Source organism: Achromobacter sp. 1011791174, assembly GCF_059760925.1.
The window spans coordinates 99,000-123,385 of the sequence record NZ_JCBANH010000003.1 but is presented as its reverse complement, the minus strand read 5'-3'; the positions used below and the strand labels follow the sequence as shown (position 1 = coordinate 123,385).

Below are 24,386 nucleotides of genomic sequence, written 5' to 3'. Positions count from 1 at the left end.
TTGGGCGCCACGGCGACCCGGCTGTTTCTAAGCTGCCTACTCGGCAGAGAACCCAGCCATGGCGGGCCTGCGCCAGCCGGAATTTTTCTAAGCTGCCTACTCGGCAGAGAACCTCGTCGAAACGGCGTTGCCATTGCTTGGCTATTTCTAAGCTGCCTACTCGGCAGAGAACACATGGACTATCTGGCCCGTGGCAACTCTATCTTTCTAAGCTGCCTACTCGGCAGAGAACGGATTCCCGCTGCGGCAGCTTCGGTTGGTGTTTTTCTAAGCTGCCTACTCGGCAGAGAACTCTGGGTGCGCCGTGCAGCCCAGCAGGGCGAATTTCTAAGCTGCCTACTCGGCAGAGAACCGGTAGAGGTGCATCGCAAGGAGCAGGGAAATTTTCTAAGCTGCCTACTCGGCAGAGAACACCCCGAGGACAAGCGTGACATGCGCCAGGAATTTCTAAGCTGCCTACTCGGCAGAGAACTGTGCCTAAATCCACACAGCCATTTGATTTCAAAGAAAAAACAACGCCCCACGCATTAAGCACCCAAATTCCAGGCCCATTTACAAGCCATTGATTCCATTGGCATTTATTCGGCCGTCAAAAAAAGGGTCCCACGCTGCGGCCACCCTTCCCTCGGAATCCCCCGCCCTCAATCATCCCCACCACCCGCCTTGCGCGCCTCGGACAGCGCCACCGTCAGGTTCGCCACCTTCTTCTTCAACTGATCGCGTTCCTCGGTCACCCGCGCCAGCACCGCGCGCAGGCGCGTGACTTCGGCGGGCAGGTCCTCGATCTCTTCCACCGGCACCTCGGGCGGGGCCTCGCGTGGCGGCGGGGCCTTGGCCTGGCGGGCTTCGCGGGCGGCCTCGCGCAGTTCCTTGCGTCCGGCCGTGGCGGCTGCCGCCTGGCGTTCCTGCGGCAGCGAGGCGACGGCGGCGGCCGCGTTGATGGAGATCTCGCCGGCCTTGACGGCCCGCACCAGTTCCGGCGCGGCTTCCTTCTGGATCTTCTCGATCTGGCCCAGCGTGCTGCTACTGATGCGCGCCGCGCGCGCCAGCGCCTGACGCGACAGCTCGGCGCGGCCCTGGGCCTGGGACATCACGACGGGCTTGGGACCCGCGCCGTCACCCTCGGCGTCACCGCCGGCATGGCTCGCGGCGGTCGGCACGGACTCATCGCCTTCCGCCCGCACGCCCTCGTCCCAAGGCGGCGTGCTGCGCGATTGCAGAATCTCGCGCTTGCGCAGCGCCAGCACGCCGCGCTGGAAGTCCGACACGCTGCGCCGGCCCAGGTGGTTCTCGATCATCCAGAGATACACGTCCTCGATGGACTTGAAGCTGGTGTTCTGGCGCGTCTCGAACGGAATATTGTGTTTCCTGCACAGCGCGTAGCGGTTGTGCCCGTCGATCAGCAGGTCGCCCCACAGCACCAGCGCGTCGCGGCAGCCTTCGGCCAGCAGGCTGCGTTCCAGCGCGGCGGACTCGTCTTCGGTCAAGGGGTCGATATAGGCCCGCAGGCCCTCGTCAATTCTGATTTCCATAACATCCAAGAAAAATTTCAGCTCGCGTCCCGCAACGCCTGCCGCACGGCGGCCAGGCGCGCCACGGGGTCGGGCAGCGCCAGCAGCCGGGCCTGCTCGGCCGCCGGCAGCGGCAGCAGCTCGCACCAGCGGTCGGCCACCCAGCCGCAGTCGTCCAGCCGGAACGGCGGCGCCAGCGGCATGTGCTCGGCCGGCACGCCCTCGCGCTGCCAGCCCGCGATCAGCCTGCCCAGCGCGTCGGCGCAATCCTGCAGGTCCGCCGGCACCTCGGCCGGCGCGTCGTCGGCGATGGCCTCGGCCTCGCCCATCCAAAGCCCGTATTTTGCCAGCTGGCTGGCATGCAGCCGGAATCGGCCCGCGCCCACGCAGCGCAGCGCCAGCAACGCGGGCATCGGCGCGTCCCAGGATTCGATGCGCGCCATCGTGCCCACCGGCGCCAGCGTCTCCTGGCCCTCGGGGCTGCGGACCTCGTTGCCCGACAGCAGCGCCACCACGCCAAAGCCGGTGCCGTCGGCGATGCAGCGGCGCACCATGTCCAGGTAGCGCACCTCGAACACGCGCAAGTGCAGCACGCCGCCCGGAAACAGCGCGCGCGATAGCGGAAACAACGGGATCAGCGCCATGACGCCGCCTATTTGACCAGGAAAGCCTCGTCCACCGGCACCTGCATGGACGTGACCAGCGCATTGGTCTGGGCCGCCATGCCGATCACGGCCAGCAGCTCGGCGTGCTGGCCGTCGGTCATGCCCTTGGCCCTGGCCGCCGCCGTATGGGAATGGATGCAGTAGCCGCAGCCATTGGCCGTGGACACGGCGATGTAGATCAGCTCGCGCACCAGCGGCGACAGCTCGCCGTCCGCCATCATGACCTGTTTGAGCTGTTCCCAGACCCGCCGCAGCTGCGACGGATCGTTAGCCAGGGCGCGCCAGAAGTTGTTGACGAAATCGGATTTGCGCGTGGCGCGGATGTCCTCGAACACCGCCCACGCCTCGGGAATCGCGCGGACTTCCTCGTCCGACAGCAAGCGCACCGTGGCCATGGCCCTTCCTCCCAGTATGGCGATCGGGGCGCGGCCGGACGCCGCGCCCGCAAGCCGCCATTGGACAGGATAGCGGCCCGCCGTTCAAGCCTGGGCGCGATAGTCCTGCTGCGCCATCGGCTCCAGCGGATACAGCGGCCGCTGGCGGCGCTGGTAGGCGAACAGGCCGTAGTCCGAGCTGGTGACGCCCGGGCTGTCGCACTCGACCAGCGCGCCGGAGATGGGCACGAACACCGGCCGGCAATACATGCGCGACTTGACCAGGACGAAGCGCGCGGCGCGCGGGTCCAGGCCCAGGCTTTCGAACACGCCCAGGTCCCAGGGCTCGTGCGTGCGGCTGGTCAGCACCAGCTGCGCCGCGCCCAGGTCCAGCACCGCGCTGGGGCCCATGCAGGCGGTCTGCCCGGTGTAGGTCGGGCCGGTGATCACGTATTCGCCGTTGCTCAACGCGCGCACCACGCCGCGCAGCGTCATCGGCGCGGCGGCGCGGCCGATGGCGTCGATGGGCCGCTTGTTGCCCACCGGCAGCTCCACCGTGGCGCCCAGGCCCGCGCGCGCCATGGCCGCGACGGCCTCGGGATCGCAATACAGCCCGGCCTGGATGCCGGTCAGCCCCGCGTCCAGCGCCGCCATCAGCACGTCCATGGTGTCGCAGGTGCCGCCCGACATGCAGTTGTCGCCATGGTCCAGCAGCAGCACCGGTTTGTCCGCGCCTTCGGCCAGCCGGGCCGCGCGCGCCAGCGAGTCGGCCAGCGGCTCGCTGCGGTAGTAGAAACCGTCGCGGTTGGCCCAGATGGCGTCGGCCAGCGCCGCCACGGCGCGTTCGGCGGCCGCGCGTCCGGCCTCGCCCGCGCCCACCGCCACCACGCTCAGGCAGGGCGCGGGGATGTCGGCCAGCGCGAAGCCGGCCAGCACCGACACGCCCAGCACCGCGCCCTGCTCAGCCTGGCGGGCGGCCTGCACCGCCTCGCGCATGGCGCCCTCGGCCGTGGCGCTGCGCAGCGTGTGGGTCATCAGCGGCAGGCGGCGCCAGGCCAGCGCCGGGCGCGGTCCGCCCGCCAGCCAGTCGAACAGGATGCGGCCGGCGTGCTCGCCGGTCTCGTACATGTCGACGTGGGGATAGGTCTTGAAGCTGATGATGACGTCGGCGTTGTCCACCATCTTCTGCGTGACGTTGCCGTGCAGGTCCAGCGCCACGGCCACCGGCACGCCCGGCGCGGCCCGGCGCAGCCGTTCCAGCAGGTCGCCCTCGCCGTCGTCGGTGGTCTCGACCGCCATGGCGCCATGCAGATCCAGCAGCAGCGCGTCGCAGCCGGGCGCGGCGGCGACGATGCGGTCGCACAGCGCCTGGTAGGCCGCGCCGTCCACCCGCCCGCTGGGGTAGGCCGTGGCCGACACCGGCGTGACCAGCCCGGCGCCGTGCGCTTCGGCCAGGTCGATGAAGGCGGACATGGCGGTGCGCTTGCCCTTGTTCTCTTCGTAGGCGGCGGCGTCGTAGGTCGGGCCGTCGTTGCCGAAGGCGGACAGCGGCGTGGGCACCGGCGAGAACGTGTTGGTCTCGTGGTTCATGCGCGCGATCAGGACTTTCATGTGGGGTCTCCCTTGGTTTTTTCTGCCGTGCCCGGTGCGCGCGCCGACGCGCCGCCCAGGCCGAGTTTTTCCATTGCCTCGCTGGCCTCGACGATCATGGCGGCCACCTCGGCCACGCTGACCCGCAGGCGGGTGGCGCGCGAGCGCATGTGCTCGTAGGCCTCGCGCTCGTCCACCCGCTGGTTGTCCATCAGCGCGCGGATCGCCTTCTCGATCACGCGGCGCGCCTTGATGGTGCCCTCGAGCTTGTCGATCTTGTTCTGCTGGCGGTTCTGGAACAGCTTGGCCGAGCGCGCCAGCACCAGCGTGCTGAGGATGCCGGCCGAGCGGAACGGCCGCGTCAGCACGCCGTGGGCGTTGGTCTTGAGCAGCTGCTTGAGCGTGGTCGGCGTCTCGTAGTCCGACAGCGCGATCAACGTCGCGTCAGCCTCGCTGGACGACCAGGCGGCGCTGTTCTGCCCGCACTGCGACACCAGGAAGAACACCACGTCGGCGCCCACCGGCGGACAGTCCGGGAACGGCCAGTGCAGATGGATGCGGCAGCCGATGCGCTTGAGCTGCTCGACCAGCAGGTCGCGGTCCTCGCCGGGCGGATAGACCACGGCCACCGCGATGCTGCGCAGGTCCTCGTAGAGGCGGCGTAGGCTATGGTCCATGTCAGTATTTCTTAGTCGCCAGCACGCCACCCTCACCGCATGGAAGGAGCGTCTCACCTTCGGGGCCGCACGGAGCCGGCTTCGCCGGTCCGTAGCGGCGCCCCCTGGAGGGGGGAGCGCGCAGCGCTTCGGGGGTGGGCCTCATCTCATTCCAGCCAGAAGGCGTCCAGGCCCAGCGACGTCATGTACGGGTCCGGCCGTACCGCCGCGTCGCTCTGCCACACTACGTCGAAGCCGCCGTCCGGCCGGCACACGCCGATGCGCGGCGTCAGCGCGCAATGGTTGTTCTCGGGCAGCACCGCCAGCGGGCCGCCCGGCGCGTCGAAGGCCACCTGATGCACCGCCTGCACCAGCTTGCGCGTGTCCTGGCTGCCCGCGCGCTGCAAGGCGCGGGCGTACAGGTGCAACTGGCTGTACGACGCCTCGGCGTAGACGCTGGCCGGGCGCTCGCCGAAGCGCTGCCGCCAGCGCGCCAGGAAATGCGCGTTGGCCGGCGTGTCCACCGAATTGAAATACGTGGCCGCGGTGATGTGGCCGGCGCACAGGGCCGGGCCGACCTGGGCCACCTCGGCCTCGGTCATGGTCAGGCTGGCGATGGGCATGCGCGCGGCCGACAGGCCCATCTCGTGGTAGCGGCGGTAGAAGCGCTCGGCGTCCGAGCCGATCAGCGTCGAGAACACCACGTCCGGCTGGATGCGGCGGATGTCCTCGACAACCTCGTTGATGTCGGCCTGGTCGCAGCCCAGCCGCAGATAGGTTTCGTCGAGGATCTCGCCGCCGTGCTGCTCGACGGTGTCGCGCATGATGCGGTTGGTCTCGCGCGGATAGATGTAGTCGGCGCCCACCAGGAAGATGCGCGAGCCGCAATGCCGGATCAGGTAGGCCGCCAGCTGCATGCTGCCCTGGTTGGGCGCGGCGCCCGTGTAGATGACGTTGGGCGAATACTCGAAACCTTCGTAGACCGAGGCGTACCACAGCAGCGAGTTGCTGCGCTCGACCACCGGCAGCATGGCCTTGCGGCAATGCGAGGTGCAGCCGCCGAAGATCACGTTGACCTCGTCGTCCAGCAGCAGCCGACCGGCCAGCCGGCGGTATTCCTCGCTCTCGCTGCGCGGGTCGTAGACCACCGGCTCCAGCGGCCGGCCCAGCACGCCGCCCAGCGCATTGATCTCTTCCACGGCCAGCACCGTGCCGAAGAAATGCTGCGACTCGGTGGTGCCGCTGACGCCGCTGCGCGAGTACAGCACGCCGATGCGCCAGCCGGGCACGGCCGGGGCCGGCGGCGTTGCGGAATTCGGGATCGGCGCGTTGCCGTCATTGGCCTGCGTCATGGCGTCGGGATCCGGGTTCATGCCTGCGGGTTCATTACCTTCAGGTGATCAATGATATGGCCTGCGGCCCCGGCCGCGCCAGCCTCGCCCTGGTCGACGATGGCGCCCTGCTTCAGGATCAGGTAGCGGTCGGCCACCTTGAGCGCGAAGGCCACGTTCTGCTCGACGATGAACATGCTGGTGCCGCGCCGCTCGCGCTCCCAGGCCAGCGCGCCGGCCAGCCGGTCGATCACCGAGGGCTGCAGGCCTTCGGTGATCTCGTCCAGCAGCAGCAAGGCGGGCCGCTGCATCAGCCCGCGCGCCACCAGCAGCATCTTCTGCTCGCCGCCCGACAGGGTGCCGGCATGCTGGCGCAGCCGGCTGGCGAACACCGGAAACAGCTGCGCCACGTCGGCGAAGCGCTCGTCGAACAGCCGGTCGGACGGCAGGCCAAGCCGCAGGTTGTCGCGGATGCTCAGATCCGGGAACAGCGCCTGTTCCTGCGCGGCATAGGCCACGCCATGGCGCGCCACGTCCTGCGGCCGCATGCGCGTGGCGTCCGCGCCGCCCAGCCGCACCCGGCCGCCGGCCTTGGGCAGATAGCCCATCACCGTCTTGAGCAGCGTGCTCTTGCCCATGCCGTTCTTGCCCAGCAGCGCCACGCAGGCCCCCGGCTCCACCGCCAGCGACACGTCGCGCAGCACCAGCGCCGACTTGTAGCCGCTGGACACGCCCTCCAGGGCCAGGGCGGGCTGGCCGCCCTGCCCGCCCGCACCGGCGCGTCCGTCCGCCTTCGCCTGTCCATTCGCCTGCATGTTCATTGCCGCGCCTCCTCTGCCACCGCCTGCGCGCTGCCGGCGTAGATGGCGCGCACCAGCGCCGACTCCACCACCTCCTGGAAACTGCCGTCCATCACGATGCGCCCCTGGTGCAGCACCACGATGCGCGTGGCCACCTCGGCCACGAAATCCAGGTCGTGCTCGACCAGCAGGCAACACAGCCCGTAGCGCCGCGACAGCGAGGACAGCACCTCGCCGATGCGGGTGCGCTCGGCCTTGCTCAGGCCCGCCGTGGGCTCGTCCAGCAACACCACGCGCGGCTCCAGCGCCAGCACCATGGCCAATTCCAGCGCCTGCTGCTGGCCGTGCGACAGGTCGCGCGCGGGGCAGTCCAGACACTGATCCAGTTCCGTCATGCGCAACACTTCCAGCGCGTAGGGCGGCAGCCGCAGCTCGGGCGCGCGCCGCAGCCAGGACGGACGCTCGCGGATGGCCGAGGCGATGCGCAGGCTTTCCGCCACCGTCATGCTGTCGAAGATGTTGGCGTTCTGGAACTTGCGGCCCAGCCCGGCGCGCACGCAGAACTCCGGCCCCTCGCGCCGTATGGTCCGGCCGCACAGCTCGATCTCGCCGGCCGAGCGCTCGGCGCCGTCGGCGATGCAGCGCATCAGCGTGGTCTTGCCCGCGCCGTTCGGGCCGATCAGTCCCAGCAGCTCGCCGCCGCCGGCCTTCAGGTCGATGCCTTCCAGCACCTGCAGGCTGCCGAAGCGCTTGGCCACGCCGCGCAGGCTCAACCCCGCCGCGCCTTCCGGCGCCGGCGGCCTGGCGGTCAGCGCCGGCGCGGGCGCTGCGGCCGCGCGCCGTTTCGGCCCCAGCAGCAGCGGCAGCAGCCCGCGCGGCAGCAGCAGGATGACCACGATGAAGGTCACGCCCAGCAGCAACTGCCACACAAAGGGCATATAGCCGCTCAGGTACGAGGCCGCCAGGTTGATCAGAATCGCGCCCAGCACCGGCCCCCAGATCGTGCCGCGCCCGCCCAGCGCCACCCAGATGATCAGCTCGGTGCCGAACACGAAGCCGGTCAGCTCCGGCGCCACCACGCCGCTGAAGGCGCCGTAGCCGAAGCCCGCCAACGCCGCCACCACGCCGCACGCGACCAGCAGCGCGATACGCCAGCGCGCCGTGTCCAGCCCCAGGTAGCTGCAACGCGATTCGTTGTCGCGCAGCGCCGCCAGGATGCGGCCGGCGTCGCTGCGCGTCACCGTCCAGGCCAGCAGCGCCACCGCCGACAGCGCGCCCGCCGCCACCACGTACCAGGCCTGCAGCGACAGGTCGAAGCTGTCGTAGCCGGTCAGCCCCGAGGACGAGCCGGTATAGGTGCCGCCGGACAGCGCCACCTGGGTCAGCACGATGGGCAGCACCAGCGATATCACCGTGGCGAAGAACGGCGAGGCGCCCCGGTAGAAGGACAGCCAGCCCGTCACCAGCGCCAGCGCCGCCGAGGCCAGCGCCGCCGCCAGCACGGCCAGCGCCGCCACTCCGGGCGAGAAGCCGAAATGCGTGAAGGCCAGCCCGGCCGCATAGGCGCCCACGCCGAAGAACGCCGACTGCCCGAAGGTCAGGTAGCCGGTATAGCCCCACAGCAGGTCCACCGTCACCGCGGCGATGGCGAAGAACAGCGCCTTGATCAGCACGTTCAGCAGATAGGTGTCGAACAGCCAGGGGCCGGCCACGGTCAGTGCCAGGCATAGCGCCGCCAGCGCGCCCAGATCGCGGCCGTTGCGGCGCGCGCGGCCCGCTGGCGCTTCGCGTTCCAACAAGGTGTCAGTCATCATGAATTCTCCGTGGCGCGCGCCACTACCGCGTCAGTCATGGGAAAAGCCCTGCGGACGGATGCGCAGCGTCAGCGCCGCCAGCACGGCGATCGTGACGCCGCCCAGGATCGGGCTGAGGTACACGCTCACCAGCACCTGGCAGGCGCCGTACACCAGGCAGGTCAGCAGCAGCGCGCCGATCGAATGGCCGGACACCATCACCAGCATGAAGGCGCTGACCAGCCAGGGCAGGCCCATGTTCGGATCGACGCTGGACAGCGGCGTGATCAGCGCGCCGGCCAGCGCGCCCAGGCCCGCGCCCAGGCCGAAAGTCGCCAGGCGGATGCGCTCGGCCTGGATGCCCAGCCCGCGCGCCAGGTTCTCGTTCATGATGACGGCGCGCGTGCGCACGCCAAAGCGCGTGCGGTTCAGCAGCAGCGTCAGCAGCAGGTACAGCAGCAACGCCGCCGGGATCAGGAACAGCCGGTAGGCCGAGTACTCCGTGCCCAGCAAGCTCGCCGCGCCCTGCACCGGCGAATCGACGAACTGCACCTCGCGGCCGAAGGCCATGGTGATGAGCTGGCCGATCACGATGCCCAGACCCCAGGTCGCCAGAATGGCGTCCAGCGGCCGTTTGTACAGCGGCTGCACGATCAGCCGCTCGACCAGCAATCCGGTGGCCACGCCCGCCGCCAGCGCGGCCGGCAGCGCCAGCCAGGGGTTCAACCCCAGCTGCGTCACCACCAGGCTGGCGTAGCTGCCCAGCGTGATGATGGCGCCATGGGCGAAGTTCACGATCTTCATCACCCCGAAAATGATCATCAGCCCGGCGGTCACGATGAACAGCATGGCCGCAGTGCTCAGGATGTCCAGCAACAATCCCATCGTCTTCTCCGGCGGCCGCCCGACTGGCGGGCGGCACGCATCCAACACAGTTTGCCGCGCCCCGGCAATACGCCTGGCGGGGCCGCACGGAGCCGGCTTCGCCGGTCCGTGGCGGCGTCCCCTTTCGAGGGGGAGCGCGTGGCGCTTCGGGGGTGGGCCTCACCTCACTTAAGATCCGGACACTGGGCGCCAGGGTCGACGTTCTCGAAGGTCTGCAGGATCTTGATGGACCCGTCCTGCTGCACCTGACCCAGCCGCATGGTCAGCGCGGCATGGCGCTGGCGGTCCATCTTCACCACCCCGCGCGGACCGTCGAAGGACACCTGGCTCAGCGCCGCCACGATCTTCTGCGCATCCATGCCGCCGGCCTTTTCCACCGCAGCCTTGTACAGGTAGAACCCCTCGTACTGCGGCTCGGACAGGTCATTGGCGGTCTTGGCCTGGTCGCCGAACTTGGCTTTCAGCGCGGCCAGGAATTTGTGGTTCTGCGCGTTGTCGATGCTGGTCAGGTAGGACGCCGACATGTACATGCCCGCCGCCGTGTCGCCCATGGTCCTGGCCGTGCCTTCGTCGATGGCCAGGTTGCCATAGGGCATGGACAGTCCGGCCGCGCGGATCTGCTTGGCCAGGCCCACGTTGGGACTGCCGCCCGCGGTGGAGCTGATCAGCGCGCCGGGCTGGGCCGAGCGGATCTTGGAGACGATGGGCGTCCAGTCGGTGCCGTCCATGGGCAGGTATTCCTCGCCCACCACCTTGCCACCCTGCTTCTCGATGTACTCGCGGGTGAACTTGAGCATGCCCCGGCCAAAGGCGTAGTCGCTGCCGACCAGGAAGAAGGTCTTGACGCCGCGCTCCTTCATGAAGTGGTCGACGATGGGCGCGACCTGCTGCTCCGGCACCCAGCCGTTGACGTGCATCCAGCGGTTGCAGGAACGGCCTTCGTAGAACGAGCTGTAGATGTACGGGATCTTGCCCCGGTTGATGATGGGCAGCGCGGCGTTGCGCGCCGCGCTGGTTTCCATGGCGATCACGGCGTCCACTTTCTTCTGGAACACCAGCGTGTCGTAGGCCTTTTGCGCACCCACCGCCGACGAGGCGTCGTCGGCGATCTCCAGCACCACCTGGCGGCCCAGGATGCCGCCGGCGGCGTTGATCTCGTCGGCGGCCAGCTGCGAGGCCTGCACCACGGCCGGCGCGATCACGCTGTTGGCGCCGGACAGGCCCACCGGCACGCCGATGCGCAAGGGTTCGGCGGCCTGCGCGGACGCGGACGCGCCCAGCAGGGCGACCACCGACAGGCGCAGCAGGAAGCTGCAATACGGAAGACGGCGTTGCGAAATGCTCATGGTTTTCTCCTTGGGGGCCGGCGGTGGTCCGCCGTTCGGATGTGCTGCGGGTTCGCTGCTGGATTCGCTATTCAGGTCACGGTCCTGTCCGCCGCCGGCGATGGGCCGGCGCCAAGCATTTCGTCGTACACGTCGCGGCGCCGGTCGCGCAGCACGTGGTTGAAGGCGTTGAGCTGGCGCGCGCGGCGCGCGGCCTTCAGGTCCACCGCCGCGACCAGGATCTCTTCCCGGTCGTGGCTGGCCGGCCCCGCCACCGTCCAGCCCTGCGCGCCCACGATCAGGCTGCGGCCGACGAAGGGCTGGCCGCGCTCGATGCCCACGCGGTCGGCGCAGGCCACGGTCAGGCCGTTGCTGTGAGCGCCGGCGATCGCCAGCGCGTGCGCCATCGCCGGGCCGTCAGGCGTCTGCCCCGGCATCGGCACCCAGTTGGTGGGCACGGCCACGATGTCCGCGCCGCGCATCGCCAGCAGCCGGTAGACCTCGGGGAACCAGCCGTCGTAGCAGATGGCCACGCCCAGCCGGCCGAACTCGGTGTGGAACACCGGCAGGCCCAGGTCGCCCGGTTCGAAATACAGGTTCTCGTCGCCCCACAGGTGCAGCTTGCGGTAGGTGCCCAGATAGCCTTGCGGGCCGGCGACCAGCGCAGAGTTGTAGAGCCGGCCGCCGTCGCGCTCGGCGATGCCGGCCACCAGATGGATGCCCAGCCGTTGCGCCAGCGCGATCCAGGCGCGCGCGCTGGGGCCGTCCGGCACTGTCTCGGCCAGCGCGTAGGCTTCCTCGCGGCTTTCGAACATGTAACCGGTATTGGCCAGCTCGGGCAGCACCACCAGCCGCGCGCCCTGGGCGGCGGCCTGTTCGACCAGCGCCCCGGCGCGCGCCACGTTGGCGGCGACCTCGCCCATCGCCGGGGCCATCTGCACGCAGGCGATCCGCAAATCGGCGGCGGGCGGATGCTGCGGGGAAGACTCTTGCATGCCATCTCCTTCATTTCTGGAACAGAACGCGACGCACGATCCGACGACGAAAACAAAAAGCCCCCGACCACGCGTTGCGTGCATATCGGGGGCTTTCATAGCCAGAAGGTGAATTCAGGCGGCAATCATTGCCGCGGGTACCGCCACTGCCGGCGCGCCGTGCGCGCCGCGGTCGAAGCTGACCTTGGCTCGCATGATAGAAAGGCCGGCGGCGGCGTGGCAATAAGAGATTTCCCGGACAAATCGTCTCGAAATGACACCACTACCGGCATCGCCGGCGTTACTATCGCGCTCCGGAAAATTCCGCGGACCGCGCCTTGCCCGCGCGCCGCGCCTGGACGATCGCGCACGCAAGGGGCTCATGCGCGACGGCTTCCGGTGTCCTTCGGCCCCCGGGAGCAACAATCGATGACGCATGACCTGCATGGCAAGCAACGATGGTGGGCGCTGATGGTGCTCTGCCTGGGCGTGTTGATGATCGTCCTGGACACCACCATCGTCAACGTCGCCCTGCCCTCGATCCGCGAAGACCTGCAATTCACCGAGACCGCGCTGGTCTGGGTGGTCAACGCCTACATGCTGACCTTCGGCGGCTTCCTGCTGCTGGGCGGACGGCTGGGCGACCTGTACGGCTCGCGCCGCATGTTCCTGGCCGGCCTGACGCTGTTCACCGCCGCGTCGCTGGCCTGTGGACTGGCCCAGGGGCAAACGCTGCTGATCGTCGCGCGCGCCGCGCAAGGCCTGGGCGGCGCCGTGGTCTCGGCGGTGTCGCTGTCGCTGATCATGAACCTCTTCACCGAGCCGGGCGAACGCGCCCGCGCCATGGGCGTGTACGGCTTCGTCTGCGCCGGCGGCGGCAGCATCGGCGTGCTGCTGGGCGGCCTCCTGACCAGCGCGCTGAGCTGGCACTGGATCTTCCTGGTCAACATCCCGATCGGCGTGCTGGTCTACGCGCTGTGCCTGCGGCTGCTGCCGGCGTCCCGGCCCGCTCCGGCCGGCACCCGGCTGGACGCGGGCGGCGCGCTGACCGTGACGGCCTCGCTGCTGCTGGCGGTCTATGCGGTGGTCAACGGCAACGAGGCCGGCTGGACCTCGGCGCAGTCGCTGTCGCTGCTGGGCGCGGCGGCGCTGTTGATGGCGCTGTTCCTGGCGATCGAGGCGCGCTCGTCCGACCCGCTGATGCCGCTGTCCATGTTCCGCCTGCGCAACCTGGCCACCGCCAACGTCGTGGCGGTGCTGTGGGCCGCCGCGATGTTCGCGTGGTTCTTCGTGTCGGCGCTCTACATGCAGCGCGTGCTGGGCTATGACGCCATGCAGGTGGGCCTGGCCTTCCTGCCCGGCAACCTGATCATGGCGGTGTTCTCGCTGGGCCTGTCGGCCAAGCTGGTGATGCGCTTCGGCATCCGCGGGCCGCTGGCCTGGGGGCTGGCGCTGGCGGCCCTGGGGCTGGCGCTGTTCGCGCGCGCGCCCATCGACGGCAGCTTCACGCTCGACGTGCTGCCTGCGATGGTGCTGCTGGGGCTGGGCGCGGGCGTGGCCTTCAATCCCATGCTGCTGGCCGCCATGAGCGACGTCGAGCCGTCGCGCTCCGGCCTGGCCTCGGGCCTGGTCAACACCGCCTTCATGATGGGCGGCGCGCTGGGACTGGCGGCGCTGGCCAGCCTGGCCGCCGCGCGCAGCGCCGGACTGGCGGCGGCCGGGGCCGCCCCGCAGGCCGCATTGAACGGCGGCTACCAGGCTACCTTTCTGGCCGGCGCCCTCCGCGCCGGGGGCGCGGCGCTGCTCAGCGCCGCGCTGGTGCGCACGCGCAACCATGAGCTGGCGCGGCCGGCCGGCGACACGCCGCCCATGCACTAAGGCGAGGCGGGCGTGGCGTCGCCGCCACGCCCGGCCGGACTTTGCAGAGCTTGACGGTCCGGCGCGGACAGGCTTGCGCTAATCTGGCTGCGCCACCACAGCCAGGCAGCCTCCTCATGACCTTTCTCGCAAGCGCCAACCTGCTGCGCCGCCGCGACGGCCACGAAGCCCGCGTCACCTTCGTCGAGCTGTTCTTCGATCTGGTGTACGTCTTCGCGGTCACCCAGATCTCCCACAGCCTGCTGCACGACCTGACCCTGATGGGCGCGCTGCACGCGCTGGTCTTGTGGTTCGCCGTCTGGCTGGGCTGGCAGTACACCTGCTGGGTCACGAACTGGTTCGATCCCGACGCCGTGCCCATGCGCGTGATGCTGTTCGCCGTGATGCTCGCCGGCCTGGTCTCGGGCGCCGCCCTGCCCGGCGCCTTCGGCGCCACCGGGCTGGTGTTCGCCATCAGCTACGTGGTGATCCAGGTGGGCCGCACGCTGTTCATCGTGCTGCACCTGGGGCCGTCGCATCCGCTCTCGCCCAACTTTCGCCGCATGCTGGCCTGGCTGTGCGTGTCGGCGGTCCTGTGGATCGCCGGCGGCCTGTCTCAGGACGACACGCGGCTGGCGCTGTGGGCGCTGGCGGTGGCCTGCGAATACCTGTCGCCCATGATCGGCTTCCGCTTCCCCGGCCTGGGCCGTTCCGCCACGCGCGAATGGACCATCGAGGGCGGCCACCTGGCCGAGCGCTGCCAGCTCTTCGTCATCGTGGCGCTGGGCGAGACCCTGCTGATCACCGGCGCCACGCTGGCTGGCCTGGACAACTGGCACGCGCCGGCGCTGATCGCGCTGCTGGCCGCCTTCCTCGGCACCGCCGCGATGTGGTGGGTGTACTTCGACACCAGCAGCCATGACGGCACCGAGGCCATCGTGCATTCGGACGATCCGGGCCGCATCGGCGCCTGGTTCCACTACGTGCACGTAATCCTGATCGCCGGCGTGATCGTCTCGGCCGTGGCCAACGAACTGGTCATCCTGCATCCGGACGGCCGCAACACCATGCCGGCCGCCGCCGCGCTGATCGGCGGCCCGGCGCTATACCTCGCCGGCAACGGCATCTACAAGACCGTGGTCTACGGCCGCTTCCCCTTGTCGCACGTGGTCGGCCTGTTGCTGCTGGCCGTGCTGGCGCCCATCGCCTTCGTCACCGACAACCTGATGGTGGGCGGCCTGACCACGCTGATCATGATCCTGGTGGCGGCCTGGGAAAGCGTGGCGCGGCGCAAGGCTCGCGCCGCCGCCCCGCACTGAGCCGGGGCGCGCGCCCCGATCAGCCGGCCGCCGGCCGCTGCGAGAACACCTCGCGCATGGCCTCGGCCGCCCGCTGCATCACCGGCACGGCGCGCAGCAGATCGTCCAGCATCACCCGCGCCGTCGGCGCATGGCAGGCCACGGCCGCCACCACGCGATCTTCCTCGTCGCGCACCGGTACCGCCACCGCGCTCATGCCGCGCACGAACTCCTCGTTGTCGATGCCGATGCCGCGCGCGGCCAGGCGCTCCAGCTCTTCCTCCAGCTGCTCGGGCCGGGTCAGCGTGCGCGGCGTGTTGCGCGTGAGCGGCAGCCGAGCCACCACGCGCGCGCGTTCCAGCCGGCTCATCGAGGCCAGGAACAGCTTGCCGCTGGCGGTGCAGTGCATGGGCACGTGGCTGCCCACCGCGAAGATCAGCCGCAACGGCTCGGCGGTTTCGACGCGCTCCATGTAGATGACGCGGTCGCCGTCCGGCGCGGTCAGGTTGCAGGTCTCTCCCAGCGTGCCGGCCAGCTGCGCCAGCACCGCGCGGCAGGCGCGCGTGTAGGCCGAGGCGCGCAGCGTGGCCAGCGCCAGCGCGCCGGCCTGCGGCCCCGGCACGTAGCCGCGCTCGACCGGCGTGGCGGCGACGAAGCCGGCGCGCTGCATCGCGGCCAGCAGCCGCATCAGGGTGGTCTTGGGCATGGCCAGACGCTGCGCCAGCTGGGCCAGCGTGGGCGGATGCTGGGCCCGGGCCAGATGGTCCAGCACATGCAGGGCGCGCAGGCTGCGCGCCTCCTCCAGCCGCGACCCGGCGTCCTCGTCCCGGCCGTCCTGGATGCCGCCATCGGCGCCGTCCCGCGATGCTGCACTGCGATTTTGAAACCGAAGCCCCATGTTCTGTTCCATTTCCCGCCCCGCGCGCCGATTGCGCTTGGCCCGGCGCGCGCGCTTCCTAGAATCGCCTCAAGCCTCGCGGGCCGTGCTCGCGCCGCGAGGAACCCGGCCAGTATATAAGCGCCCCCGGCCCCGGCAAGCAGGAAAAAACGCGTCGTGACGGACGCGCGCTTGCGCAGGCCCGGGCGCCAGGGAGACAGGCGGCATGTCGGACACAGTGGACTACATCGTGGTGGGCGCCGGTTCGGCCGGATGCGTGCTGGCCAACCGGCTGAGCGAGGACGGCGCGCATGCCGTCTGCCTGCTGGAGGCCGGTCCGCGCGACCGCTATCCGTGGATACACATCCCCATCGGCTACGGCAAGACCATGTTCCACAAGGAAGTGAACTGGGGCTACTACACCGATCCCGATCCCAACATGCTGGGCCGCCGCATCTACTGGCCGCGCGGCCGCACGCTGGGCGGCTCCAGCGCCATCAATGGCCTGATCTATATCCGGGGCCAGCGCGCCGACTACGACGCCTGGGCCGCCGCCGGCAATCCCGGCTGGCGCTGGGAAGACTGCCTGCCCTACTTCCGCCGGCTGGAGGACAACGACCTGGGCGAGAGCCCGACGCGCGGCGTGGGCGGCCCGCTGAGCGCCACCTCGATCAAGACGCCGCATCCGCTGGTCGAGGCCATGATCGAGGCCGCCGCCGGCCTGGGCGTGCCGCGCGTGCGCGACTTCAACACCGGCGAACAGGAAGGCGCGGGCTATTACCAGCTCACCACGCGCCACGGCCGGCGCTGCTCCACCGCCGTGGCCTACCTGCGTCCGGCCGAGGGCCGGCCCAACCTGCGCGTGCAGACCGGCGCCCACGCCATGGCCGTGCTGTTCGAGGGCCGCCGCGCCTGCGGCGTGCGCTACCGCGTCGACGGCGAGGTGCGCACGCTGCGAGCCCGGCGCGAGGTGCTGCTGTGCGCCGGCGCGCTGCAATCGCCGCAGCTGCTGCAGCTGTCCGGGGTCGGGCCGGCGGCGCTGCTGCGCCAGCACGGCATCGGCGTGGTGCGCGACCTGCCGGGCGTGGGCGAGAACCTGCAGGACCATCTGCAGATCCGGCTGATCTACGAGACCCGCCGTCCCATCACCACCAACGACCAGTTGCGCACGCTGGCCGGACGCGCGCGCATCGGCCTGCAATGGCTGCTGTTCCGCGACGGGCCGCTGGCGGTCGGCATCAACCAGGGCGGCCTGTTCTGCCGCGTGGATCCGGCCAGCGCCACGCCGGACACGCAGTTCCATTTCGCCACGCTGTCGGCCGACATGGCCGGCGGCAAGGTGCATCCGTTCTCGGGCTGCACCTACTCGGTGTGCCAGTTGCGGCCCAGCTCGCGCGGCCATGTGCGGCTGCGCAGCGCCGATCCCTTCGAGGCCCCGTCCATGCAGCCGAACTACCTGTCCACCGAGCTGGACCGCCGCATGGCGGTGGATGCGGTCAAATACGCGCGCCGGCTGGCGGCCGCCGAGCCGCTGGCCGGGCTGATGAAACGCGAGTTCCGGCCCGGCCCCGAGGTGCGCGACGACGACGAGATCCTGCACTTCTGCCGCGAATACGGCGCCACCATCTTTCATCCTTCGGGCACGGCCAAGATGGGGCCGGCCGACGATCCGCTGGCGGTGGTGGACGAGCGGCTGCGCGTGCGCGGCGTGGCCGGGCTGCGCGTGGTCGACTGCTCGGTCATGCCGACGCTGGTGTCGGGCAACACGAACGCGCCCGTGATCATGCTGGCCGAGCGCGCGGCCGAATTCATATTGCAGGAACAGTCCCTGCCCGCGACGCCAGGCGCCGCCTCGCTGGAGGCATGCACGCGGACGGGCGAGGCCGGCGCCACGGCAGCCCGATGATGCGGCATCCGCCAGTCCAACCGTAGCACCCCCAACGGCCAGGCGCGGCGCAGACCGCCCGGCCATCCACCAGAGGAGAGCAGACATGGCCAAGCAGAACGTAGCGGCGGTGCGCAGAGTCGTCACCGCCTCGCTGATCGGCGCCACCATCGAGTGGTACGACTTCTTCCTGTACGGCGTCGTCGCCGGCATCGTGTTCAACAAGCTGTACTTCCCCACGGACGACCCGCTGGTGTCGACCATGCTGGCCTACACCACCTTCGCGGTCGGCTTCATCACGCGTCCGCTGGGCGGGCTGATCTTCGGCCACTTCGGCGACCGCATCGGCCGCAAGAGCATGCTGGTGATGACGCTGATGATCATGGGCGTGTCGACCTTCCTGATTGGCCTGGTGCCCACCTACGACAGCATCGGCATCTGGGCGCCCGTGCTGCTGCTGCTCTTGCGCGTGTTCCAGGGCATCGGGCTGGGCGGCGAATGGGGCGGCGCGGTGCTGATGGCCTATGAGTACGCGCCGCCGGAGAAGAAAGGCTTCTACGCCTCGCTGCCGCAGATCGGGCTGGCCATCGGTCTGTGCCTGGCCTCGGGCACGGTGGCGCTGCTGTCCACCCTGCTCACCGACGCGCAGTTCATGGCCTGGGGCTGGCGCGTCGCCTTCCTGGCCTCGGCCGCGATGGTGCTGGTGGGCATGTACATCCGGCTCAACATCAAGGAGACGCCCGAGTTCTCCGAGGTCAAGGCGCGCAACGCCGAGAGCCGCATTCCCTTCTTCGACATGCTGCGGCGCTATCCGGGCAATGTGCTCAAGGGCATGGGCGCGCGCTACATCGACGGCGTGTTCTTCAATGTGTTCGGGGTCTTCTCGATCTCGTACCTGACCCAGACCGTGCAGATCACGCGCACGCAGGCGCTGACCGGCGTGATGGCGGCGGCGCTGGTGATGTGCGTGTTCATCCCCTTCTTCGGCCGGCTGTCGGACCGCATCGGCCGCACGCGCGTCTACTTCTGGGGCTCGCTGATCACGGCGGCGGCGTCCTTTCCGGGCTTCTGGCTGATGCTCAACAGCCAGGGCAGCGTGATGCTGGTGTGGCTGGCCATCATCGTGCCCTTCGGCATCTTCTACGCCGCCGTCTACGGGCCGGAGGCCGCGCTGTTCTGCGAGCTGTTCGACGCCAAGGTGCGCTACACCGGCATCTCCTTCGTCTATCAGTTCTCCGGCATCTTCGCCTCGGGCATCACGCCCATCATCGCCACCGCCCTGCTCAAGAGCGGCGGCGGCCAGCCCTGGCTGATCTGCCTGTACGTGCTGTTCGCGGGCCTGGTGTCGGCGCTGTGCGCATGGCTGATCGGACGCGGCGGAGTCAGGCGCGGGGGACCGGCCGGCCGTGGAACGGATAGTTGGGATCGTTGTAGCCGTGGGTGGAAGCGTGACCCGGCGTGACCCAATCGTCCACCAGCGTCTCGTCCTCGGGCGTGATGCGCAGGTCCAGCGCGGCGTAGTAGTCCTGCATCTGCGCCAGCGTGCGCGGGCCGGCGATCACCGAGCTGACCAGCGGATTGGCCAGCACCCAGGCGGTGGCGAAGGGGCCGGGCTGCACCCCGCGCGCGGCGGCATGCTCGACCAGCCGCTGCGCGATCCGCAGCGATTCCTCGCGGAACTCGGTGGCCAGGATGCGGCGGTCGCCACGACCGGCGCGCGTGTCCGCCCCGGGGGCCTGGCCCGGCAGGTACTTGCCCGTGAGCACGCCGCGCGCGATCGGGCTGTACGGCACCACGCCCAGGCCATAGTGGCCGCAGGCGGGCAGGATCTCGACCTCGGGGCCACGGTTGAGCATGTTGTAGTACGGCTGGCAGACCACCGGCTGCGGCACGCCCAGCTGTGCGCACAACCGGATGACCTCGGCGATGCGCCAGCCTCGGAAGTTCGACAGACCGAAACCGCGCAGCTTGCCGGCGCGGATCAGGTCGCCCAGCGCCCACACGGCCTCTTCCAGGTTTTCCTCGTGGTAGTCGCGGTGCAGGTACAGGATGTCCAGGAAATCGGTGTCCAGCCGCGCCAGGCTGGCCTCGACGCCGCGCACCAGCCACTGGCGCGAATAATGCGCCTGGTTGGGGCCCTGGCCCATGGCGTTGCCGATCTTGCTGGCCAGCACCCAGTCATGGCGCTGGCCCTTGAGCAGCCTGCCCAGCACCTGTTCGGAACGACCGTCGTTATAGACATCGGCCGTGTCGATGAAATTCACACCCTGTTCGCGCGCCGACGCGACGATGCGCGCGGCCTCGTCGTCCGGCGTCTGTTCGCCGAACATCATGGTGCCCAGGCACAGCGGCGATACGCGGAGATTGCTGTTTCCCAGTCTGCGGTAATTCATGGCGGTTCCCTTGTGGCGTTGCGGGCGGCGTCTGCGCCGGACGGCACATATTGCCAGAAGCCCGCGCCATGGGACGCGCCGGCGCCGAAGCCGTGCCACGCGCCATGCCTGCGTTCAGGGATCCGTCAGTGCGGGCGGAGCGTCAGGCGGGCATGCCCGCCGGCGCCGCGCGGCGGCGCGCGCCGTCCAGCAGCAGGTCCGAGATGAATCCCGACAGCGTCGAGGATTCCTGCCCCGGCGCCTGGCGCACGAAACGTTCGATGATGCCCATCAGCGCATGCGCGAACAGCTCGGCCGAAACCTCGGCGCGGAACAGGCCGGCCTGCTGCTCCAGGCGCACCCTGGCCGCGATCATGCGCGCCAGTTCGTCCTTGAGATCCTCGGCCGAATCGGCCTGGAAGAAGCCGATGCGGGTCAGGTTGGGATTCTCGCGCAAGATGGCCAGCAGGCCGCCGACGCTGGCGCGCACGCGCTCGTCCAGCCCCGAACCCGGCGCGCCGGGCTCGCGCTCCTGGCCGATGATGCCGCGCAGGCGCTCGGCGAACATGCCGACGAGTTCGTCATAGGCCGCCTGCTTGCTGGTGAAGTATTGATAGAAGACCGGCTGCGTCACGCCGGCGCGGGCGACAATGTCGCTGATCCGGGTATGCTGGAAGCCGCGTTCGGCGAATTCCGCCGCGGCCACTTCCAAAAGCTGCAATCTGGTGCGTTCGCCTTTCGTCAGGCGCGGGTCTTGCGATAAAGATGGGGGTCGTGCCGTACTCATGAATGGTCTTGCCTTGCTAGTCGCGAGAAAATACTACCTTCGTATTCTTTTGACCACTGTTTCCCTGTATTGCCACACCGCCAATATGTATCGACTGTTGCGTCGACCGTTCCGTCTCCCATTTTTTTCGCTGCGCGCAGCCCTGCTGGCCGCGCCCTTGTTGCTGGGCGGCTGCATTCCGTACCCGGCGTACAAGACGCTGCAGCCGCAGGCCCGCGCCACCGTGATCGACGAGCAGTCCAGGCCCTTGGCGGACGCCCGCGTGATCCTGATCACCTCCTCCTATCCCTATGGCCGGGAACGCTGGCGCGATGAACAGCGCAGCGGCGAGGACGGCGTCGCCTCATTCGAGAATCACAGCGAATGGCGTGCCGAATCGCTGATGATCCATGGCCGGACGATCTTTTTCTGGAACTGGTGCGTGGAGAAACCGGGCTATGCGACCTATCGCACGCTGCTGACGTCGTCGGACGACTTCAACGCGCGGCCGACGATCACGCTGACGCCCGGATCGTCGCAAACTTGCGACGATCCGGGCGCGAGCAAGGACCGTCCGCCCAAGTCCTGAAATCCGCTGAAATGCGGGTAACCATTGACACATCTATTTCCGCGCCGCGGCGGTAAAGTAGCGTCATCGCCACAGTTCTCAGCGCATCGCCGGGCCTGGGCGACTCGGGAGCACGAATCATGAAGCGGTTTTCAGGCCGACTGGTCAGCGCGGCGCTGGCACTGGCCCTGGCAAGTTCGCCAGCCTTCGCCGGCAGGTATCACCATCACGATCACTATCGCGGCGGCAGCGCCAGCGGCTGGTGGATAGGCGGCGCGGTGGCGCTGGCCGCCGCCGGGCTGTACCTGGCGGCCAACTCGGAGCCGAGCTACGCGCAGGCCGGCGTCTACGCGCCCGGCGTGGCCTACACCAGCCCTCCGGTTTATGCCGCGCCGGTCTATTCGGCGCCTGTCTATGCCGCGCCCGTCTACGCAGCCGCGCCGCAACAGTACGCGCCGGTGCAGTATCAACAGCAGAGTCCCGCCGACAATGCGCTGGCCAACGCGTCCACCGATTGCCAGCGCTGGGCCATCAACCAGAGCGGCTACGACCCGGCCACCATCTCGCAATGGACCACGCAGGTCATGGTGGACTCCTACAACCGCGCGCTGGATTCCTGCATGAACAGCCGCGGCTACCGCGCCAACTGACTGCCAGGCCGGGCGGCCGCCCTCAGCGCCGCCTGGCCCGCCAGGCCAGCCACGCGCCGGCGGCCAGCAACAGCAGCGCCGGCACGATCCACACGAAGGCACTGTCCGTATAGACGACCTGATCCACCGGATCGTAGTCCCGGCCCAGCTCGTTGAAGTCGCGTATCAGGTACAGGTCGTACCAAAGCCAGAAGCAGAAGGCCGACAGGAGCAGGCACGCCCCGGCCCCTGCCGCCGCCACGCCGCGCCGGCGGCCCGCCGTGGTCGCCAGGAAGCGCCACGCCAGCCAGGCGCAGGCCCCGATCCCCACGGCCACCAGCAGCTCGCCCATGGTCAGGGTTCCCCGGCGTCTTCCAGCGCCAGCAGGCAGGCCTGCGCCTCGTCCCATTGCTGCTCGCTGAACACCTGCAAGCCCGCTTCGCGCAGCAGCGCGGCCGTCACGCCCTGGCCGGGCTGGCGCTGTCCCTGGAAACGGCCGTCATACACATAGGCGCTGCCGCAGGACGGACTGCCCTGCTTGAGCACGGCGACGCGAATGCCCTGGCGTCGCGCGGCGTCCAGCGCCATGCCGGCGCCCTGCACGAAGGGCGCGGTGACGTCCTCGCCGTTGACCGCGACCACGCGGGCGCGGCCGGCCAGCACGGCGGCGGCATCGGCCCCCGGCTCGATCTCGGCGGGCGGCCTGGGAATGGGCATGCCGCCGGCGACCTCGGGACAGACGGATACGATGCGGCCCTCGGCGCGCCAGCGCGCCAGCACGGGATGATCGACGGGCACCCCGCGGCCGTCGTAGCGCACGGGGTTGCCCAGCAGACAGGAACTGACCAGGACGTATTGCATGAAAGGCACCGGAACCGCGGCAGGCATCGGGGCCCACGCCCCGCGCCCGCCGCAAACCCTGGATGATAGATCAGGGGCGGTTAATGCATCGCGCCACGGGTGCGCGCCCGCGATCGCCGCCAGCCGGCATCTCGCCCCCTTATGCGATCACTTCCCGCGCCAGCGCCGCTACCGCTTTGGTCGCCTCATCCGCCTCATGCGCCTCGATCCAGGCCCGCAGCGCCGGATCACGCAGCTGCAATACCTCGAACAGGCCCAGCGCGCGCAAGGCGGGCAAGGCCTCCGCAATGTCGCGCCCGGCGGCCTCGCGGCGCTCCCGCGTGGCGGCGGCGTCGCACCAGGCGCGCGCATTCGCCAGGAACGCGCCCACCGTGCCCTTGCGCACCATCACGCCCTGGAATTCGCCCTGGTTCACGTCATCGGGCAGTACGTCTTGCGCTTTCATATCGGCTCCTTGCCGCGCCCGGGCCGCCGTGATGGCGCGCGCTGCGGGCACTGGCGCTACGATAGGCGCGTCGCGCCGGCAAGACTGGCGTATTCTGGTCATTCGATACCGCACTCATGCCAACGCCGACTCCGCCCGCTCCCCTGCTCGATCCCGCCCTGGCGCGTTCCCCGCGCGGTCCGCGCGCCATCGCCGTGCGACGCGATGATGCCGAGCTGCGCGACACCGCCATGCACCGCCACGCGCGCGGCCAGTTGCTGGGCGCGCGCCGGGGCCTGATCACGGTCTATGCCGGCGACCGGCAATGGGTCGCGCCGCCCTCTCAGGCGGTGTGGATTCCTCCAGGCTGGCCGCATGGGCTGCGCTCGCACGGGCCATATTCGGGCTACAGCGTCTACCTGAGCCCAGCGGCCTGCGCCGGCCTGCCGTCGGCGCCGCGCGCACTGGCGGCGTCCGCCCTGCTGCTGGCCGCCGTGGAGCGCGCGGCCTCCTGGGACGGCGATGCGCGGGACGCGCCGCGCCGGCGCGTGGTCGAAGTGATCCGCGACGAGATCCGCGACCAACCGCAAGCGGCCGACGCCCTGCTGCTACCCGCCGAAGCCCGATTGCAACGGCTAGCGCTGGCCCTGTCGGACGATCCCGCCGACACCCGCACGCTGGCCCAATGGGCCGACTGGATCGGCATGGCGCCGCGCACGCTGGCGCGGCATTTCCTGGCGGAGACCGGCCTGACGCTGAGCGCGTGGCGGCAGCGCGCCCGCCTGATGCGGGCGCTGGAAATGCTGGCGGCGGGCGCCGCCGTGACCACGGTGGCGCTGGACCTGGGCTATGACAACGTCAGCGCCTTCATCGCCATGTTCAAGCGCGAGCATGGCGTGACGCCGGGACGCTACGCGCCGGGCGGCGCGTAGCCGACCCTTGCGC

The 24,386-nt window shown here is 69.7% G+C and carries 24 protein-coding genes and 1 CRISPR repeat array (1 of these 25 only partly in view); of the genes, 7 read left to right on the top strand and 17 right to left on the bottom strand.

The window, feature by feature from the left end; translation table 11 throughout:
- Positions 1 to 472: direct repeats of the CRISPR family, unit length 28 nt; unit sequence TTTCTAAGCTGCCTACTCGGCAGAGAAC; it reaches 36 nt to the left of the window's first position.
- Between the two features lie 169 nt (positions 473 to 641).
- From AC6LJ5_RS02235 to AC6LJ5_RS02185, 11 genes are all read right to left on the bottom strand, one after another.
- On the bottom strand, positions 642 to 1,532 hold the full coding sequence (locus AC6LJ5_RS02235) for a ParB N-terminal domain-containing protein (protein WP_498139738.1): 891 nt from the start codon (positions 1,530 to 1,532) through the stop codon (positions 642 to 644).
- 17 nt (positions 1,533 to 1,549) lie between these two features.
- Positions 1,550 to 2,155: an LON peptidase substrate-binding domain-containing protein gene (locus AC6LJ5_RS02230; RefSeq protein WP_498139737.1), complete on the bottom strand. Its 606-nt coding sequence runs from the start codon at positions 2,153 to 2,155 to the stop codon at positions 1,550 to 1,552.
- Positions 2,156 to 2,163: 8 nt separating this feature from the next.
- A complete protein-coding gene (locus tag AC6LJ5_RS02225; RefSeq protein WP_498139736.1) occupies positions 2,164 to 2,571 on the bottom strand; it encodes a carboxymuconolactone decarboxylase family protein in 408 nt (135 codons plus the stop codon).
- A gap of 84 nt (positions 2,572 to 2,655) precedes the next feature.
- Positions 2,656 to 4,161, bottom strand: a complete 1,506-nt coding sequence (locus tag AC6LJ5_RS02220; protein WP_498139735.1) for a M81 family metallopeptidase — start codon at positions 4,159 to 4,161, stop codon at positions 2,656 to 2,658.
- On the bottom strand, positions 4,158 to 4,817 hold the full coding sequence (locus AC6LJ5_RS02215; protein WP_498139734.1) for an ANTAR domain-containing response regulator: 660 nt from the start codon (positions 4,815 to 4,817) through the stop codon (positions 4,158 to 4,160). Before AC6LJ5_RS02215 ends, AC6LJ5_RS02220 begins: the two co-directional genes overlap by 4 nt.
- A 146-nt stretch (positions 4,818 to 4,963) precedes the next feature.
- Complete coding sequence (locus AC6LJ5_RS02210; protein ID WP_233772455.1) at positions 4,964 to 6,169, bottom strand: transporter substrate-binding domain-containing protein; 1,206 nt, start codon at positions 6,167 to 6,169, stop codon at positions 4,964 to 4,966.
- Positions 6,166 to 6,942: an ABC transporter ATP-binding protein gene (locus AC6LJ5_RS02205; RefSeq protein ID WP_498139743.1), complete on the bottom strand. Its 777-nt coding sequence runs from the start codon at positions 6,940 to 6,942 to the stop codon at positions 6,166 to 6,168. The genes AC6LJ5_RS02210 and AC6LJ5_RS02205 overlap by 4 nt, the downstream gene beginning before the upstream one ends.
- Positions 6,943 to 6,944: 2 nt before the next feature.
- The gene (locus tag AC6LJ5_RS02200) at positions 6,945 to 8,738 is read right to left on the bottom strand and encodes an ABC transporter permease subunit (protein ID WP_498139742.1); all 1,794 of its coding nucleotides are present in this window, start codon (positions 8,736 to 8,738) and stop codon (positions 6,945 to 6,947) included.
- Between the two features lie 33 nt (positions 8,739 to 8,771).
- A complete protein-coding gene (locus tag AC6LJ5_RS02195) occupies positions 8,772 to 9,605 on the bottom strand; it encodes a branched-chain amino acid ABC transporter permease (protein ID WP_103274696.1) in 834 nt (277 codons plus the stop codon).
- 164 nt (positions 9,606 to 9,769) lie between these two features.
- Positions 9,770 to 10,951, bottom strand: a complete 1,182-nt coding sequence (locus tag AC6LJ5_RS02190) for a substrate-binding protein (RefSeq protein ID WP_498139733.1) — start codon at positions 10,949 to 10,951, stop codon at positions 9,770 to 9,772.
- 71 nt (positions 10,952 to 11,022) lie between these two features.
- Entirely contained in the window at positions 11,023 to 11,925 is a 903-nt protein-coding gene (locus tag AC6LJ5_RS02185) for a nitrilase family protein (RefSeq protein ID WP_103274698.1), read from the bottom strand.
- A gap of 408 nt (positions 11,926 to 12,333) precedes the next feature.
- Between AC6LJ5_RS02185 and AC6LJ5_RS02180 the strand changes: the two genes are divergently transcribed.
- Positions 12,334 to 13,782 carry an MFS transporter gene (locus AC6LJ5_RS02180; protein ID WP_498139732.1) on the top strand — a complete coding sequence of 483 codons (1,449 nt, stop codon included), beginning with the start codon at positions 12,334 to 12,336 and terminating at the stop codon, positions 13,780 to 13,782.
- 116 nt (positions 13,783 to 13,898) lie between these two features.
- A complete protein-coding gene (locus AC6LJ5_RS02175; protein ID WP_392410777.1) occupies positions 13,899 to 15,080 on the top strand; it encodes a low temperature requirement protein A in 1,182 nt (393 codons plus the stop codon).
- Between the two features lie 19 nt (positions 15,081 to 15,099).
- On the opposite strand, the gene AC6LJ5_RS02170 is transcribed toward AC6LJ5_RS02175, so the two are convergent.
- Positions 15,100 to 15,969 carry an IclR family transcriptional regulator gene (locus AC6LJ5_RS02170; RefSeq protein WP_498139731.1) on the bottom strand — a complete coding sequence of 290 codons (870 nt, stop codon included), beginning with the start codon at positions 15,967 to 15,969 and terminating at the stop codon, positions 15,100 to 15,102.
- A 193-nt stretch (positions 15,970 to 16,162) separates the two neighbouring features.
- Here AC6LJ5_RS02170 and AC6LJ5_RS02165 point away from each other — a divergent pair, with 193 nt between their 5' ends.
- Both AC6LJ5_RS02165 and AC6LJ5_RS02160 read left to right on the top strand, forming a co-directional pair.
- Positions 16,163 to 17,842 carry a GMC family oxidoreductase gene (locus AC6LJ5_RS02165; protein WP_498139730.1) on the top strand — a complete coding sequence of 560 codons (1,680 nt, stop codon included), beginning with the start codon at positions 16,163 to 16,165 and terminating at the stop codon, positions 17,840 to 17,842.
- 85 nt (positions 17,843 to 17,927) lie between these two features.
- Complete coding sequence (locus AC6LJ5_RS02160; protein ID WP_392410774.1) at positions 17,928 to 19,283, top strand: MFS transporter; 1,356 nt, start codon at positions 17,928 to 17,930, stop codon at positions 19,281 to 19,283.
- Here AC6LJ5_RS02160 and AC6LJ5_RS02155 read toward each other — a convergent pair.
- Entirely contained in the window at positions 19,204 to 20,214 is a 1,011-nt protein-coding gene (locus AC6LJ5_RS02155) for an aldo/keto reductase (protein WP_498139729.1), read from the bottom strand. The genes AC6LJ5_RS02160 and AC6LJ5_RS02155 overlap by 80 nt on opposite strands.
- A 142-nt stretch (positions 20,215 to 20,356) precedes the next feature.
- Entirely contained in the window at positions 20,357 to 20,914 is a 558-nt protein-coding gene (locus tag AC6LJ5_RS02150; protein ID WP_498139728.1) for a TetR/AcrR family transcriptional regulator, read from the bottom strand.
- Positions 20,915 to 20,978: 64 nt separating this feature from the next.
- On the opposite strand from AC6LJ5_RS02150, the gene AC6LJ5_RS02145 reads away from it, so the two are divergent.
- Together AC6LJ5_RS02145 and AC6LJ5_RS02140 are read left to right on the top strand one after the other, a co-directional pair.
- Positions 20,979 to 21,548 carry a carboxypeptidase regulatory-like domain-containing protein gene (locus tag AC6LJ5_RS02145; RefSeq protein WP_498139727.1) on the top strand — a complete coding sequence of 190 codons (570 nt, stop codon included), beginning with the start codon at positions 20,979 to 20,981 and terminating at the stop codon, positions 21,546 to 21,548.
- Positions 21,549 to 21,667: 119 nt separating this feature from the next.
- A complete protein-coding gene (locus AC6LJ5_RS02140) occupies positions 21,668 to 22,177 on the top strand; it encodes a hypothetical protein (protein ID WP_498139726.1) in 510 nt (169 codons plus the stop codon).
- 22 nt (positions 22,178 to 22,199) lie between these two features.
- On the opposite strand, the gene AC6LJ5_RS02135 is transcribed toward AC6LJ5_RS02140, so the two are convergent.
- The 3 genes from AC6LJ5_RS02135 to AC6LJ5_RS02125 form a co-directional block, all read right to left on the bottom strand.
- Positions 22,200 to 22,508 carry a hypothetical protein gene (locus tag AC6LJ5_RS02135; RefSeq protein WP_498139725.1) on the bottom strand — a complete coding sequence of 103 codons (309 nt, stop codon included), beginning with the start codon at positions 22,506 to 22,508 and terminating at the stop codon, positions 22,200 to 22,202.
- A 2-nt stretch (positions 22,509 to 22,510) separates the two neighbouring features.
- Positions 22,511 to 23,017, bottom strand: a complete 507-nt coding sequence (locus tag AC6LJ5_RS02130) for a 2-thiouracil desulfurase family protein (RefSeq protein ID WP_392410769.1) — start codon at positions 23,015 to 23,017, stop codon at positions 22,511 to 22,513.
- Positions 23,018 to 23,156: 139 nt separating this feature from the next.
- Positions 23,157 to 23,462: a hypothetical protein gene (locus AC6LJ5_RS02125; protein ID WP_498139724.1), complete on the bottom strand. Its 306-nt coding sequence runs from the start codon at positions 23,460 to 23,462 to the stop codon at positions 23,157 to 23,159.
- 116 nt (positions 23,463 to 23,578) lie between these two features.
- Here AC6LJ5_RS02125 and AC6LJ5_RS02120 point away from each other — a divergent pair, with 116 nt between their 5' ends.
- The gene (locus AC6LJ5_RS02120) at positions 23,579 to 24,373 is read left to right on the top strand and encodes an AraC family transcriptional regulator (protein WP_498139723.1); all 795 of its coding nucleotides are present in this window, start codon (positions 23,579 to 23,581) and stop codon (positions 24,371 to 24,373) included.
- Positions 24,374 to 24,386: the final 13 nt, after the last annotated feature.

Excerpts from the sequence above, each read along its gene's own strand:
- AC6LJ5_RS02235 (WP_498139738.1), bottom strand. The coding sequence starts at position 1,532 with ATGGAAATCAGAATTGACGAGGGCCTGCGGGCCTATATCGACCCCTTG.
- AC6LJ5_RS02230 (WP_498139737.1), bottom strand. The coding sequence starts at position 2,155 with ATGGCGCTGATCCCGTTGTTTCCGCTATCGCGCGCGCTGTTTCCGGGC.
- AC6LJ5_RS02225 (WP_498139736.1), bottom strand. The coding sequence starts at position 2,571 with ATGGCCACGGTGCGCTTGCTGTCGGACGAGGAAGTCCGCGCGATTCCC.
- AC6LJ5_RS02220 (WP_498139735.1), bottom strand. The coding sequence starts at position 4,161 with ATGAAAGTCCTGATCGCGCGCATGAACCACGAGACCAACACGTTCTCG.
- AC6LJ5_RS02215 (WP_498139734.1), bottom strand. The coding sequence starts at position 4,817 with ATGGACCATAGCCTACGCCGCCTCTACGAGGACCTGCGCAGCATCGCG.
- AC6LJ5_RS02210 (WP_233772455.1), bottom strand. The coding sequence starts at position 6,169 with ATGAACCCGGATCCCGACGCCATGACGCAGGCCAATGACGGCAACGCG.
- AC6LJ5_RS02205 (WP_498139743.1), bottom strand. The coding sequence starts at position 6,942 with ATGCAGGCGAATGGACAGGCGAAGGCGGACGGACGCGCCGGTGCGGGC.
- AC6LJ5_RS02200 (WP_498139742.1), bottom strand. The coding sequence starts at position 8,738 with ATGACTGACACCTTGTTGGAACGCGAAGCGCCAGCGGGCCGCGCGCGC.
- AC6LJ5_RS02195 (WP_103274696.1), bottom strand. The coding sequence starts at position 9,605 with ATGGGATTGTTGCTGGACATCCTGAGCACTGCGGCCATGCTGTTCATC.
- AC6LJ5_RS02190 (WP_498139733.1), bottom strand. The coding sequence starts at position 10,951 with ATGAGCATTTCGCAACGCCGTCTTCCGTATTGCAGCTTCCTGCTGCGC.
- AC6LJ5_RS02185 (WP_103274698.1), bottom strand. The coding sequence starts at position 11,925 with ATGCAAGAGTCTTCCCCGCAGCATCCGCCCGCCGCCGATTTGCGGATC.
- AC6LJ5_RS02180 (WP_498139732.1), top strand. The coding sequence starts at position 12,334 with ATGACGCATGACCTGCATGGCAAGCAACGATGGTGGGCGCTGATGGTG.
- AC6LJ5_RS02175 (WP_392410777.1), top strand. The coding sequence starts at position 13,899 with ATGACCTTTCTCGCAAGCGCCAACCTGCTGCGCCGCCGCGACGGCCAC.
- AC6LJ5_RS02170 (WP_498139731.1), bottom strand. The coding sequence starts at position 15,969 with ATGGAACAGAACATGGGGCTTCGGTTTCAAAATCGCAGTGCAGCATCG.
- AC6LJ5_RS02165 (WP_498139730.1), top strand. The coding sequence starts at position 16,163 with ATGTCGGACACAGTGGACTACATCGTGGTGGGCGCCGGTTCGGCCGGA.
- AC6LJ5_RS02160 (WP_392410774.1), top strand. The coding sequence starts at position 17,928 with ATGGCCAAGCAGAACGTAGCGGCGGTGCGCAGAGTCGTCACCGCCTCG.
- AC6LJ5_RS02155 (WP_498139729.1), bottom strand. The coding sequence starts at position 20,214 with ATGAATTACCGCAGACTGGGAAACAGCAATCTCCGCGTATCGCCGCTG.
- AC6LJ5_RS02145 (WP_498139727.1), top strand. The coding sequence starts at position 20,979 with ATGAATGGTCTTGCCTTGCTAGTCGCGAGAAAATACTACCTTCGTATT.
- AC6LJ5_RS02140 (WP_498139726.1), top strand. The coding sequence starts at position 21,668 with ATGAAGCGGTTTTCAGGCCGACTGGTCAGCGCGGCGCTGGCACTGGCC.
- AC6LJ5_RS02135 (WP_498139725.1), bottom strand. The coding sequence starts at position 22,508 with ATGGGCGAGCTGCTGGTGGCCGTGGGGATCGGGGCCTGCGCCTGGCTG.
- AC6LJ5_RS02130 (WP_392410769.1), bottom strand. The coding sequence starts at position 23,017 with ATGCAATACGTCCTGGTCAGTTCCTGTCTGCTGGGCAACCCCGTGCGC.
- AC6LJ5_RS02125 (WP_498139724.1), bottom strand. The coding sequence starts at position 23,462 with ATGAAAGCGCAAGACGTACTGCCCGATGACGTGAACCAGGGCGAATTC.
- AC6LJ5_RS02120 (WP_498139723.1), top strand. The coding sequence starts at position 23,579 with ATGCCAACGCCGACTCCGCCCGCTCCCCTGCTCGATCCCGCCCTGGCG.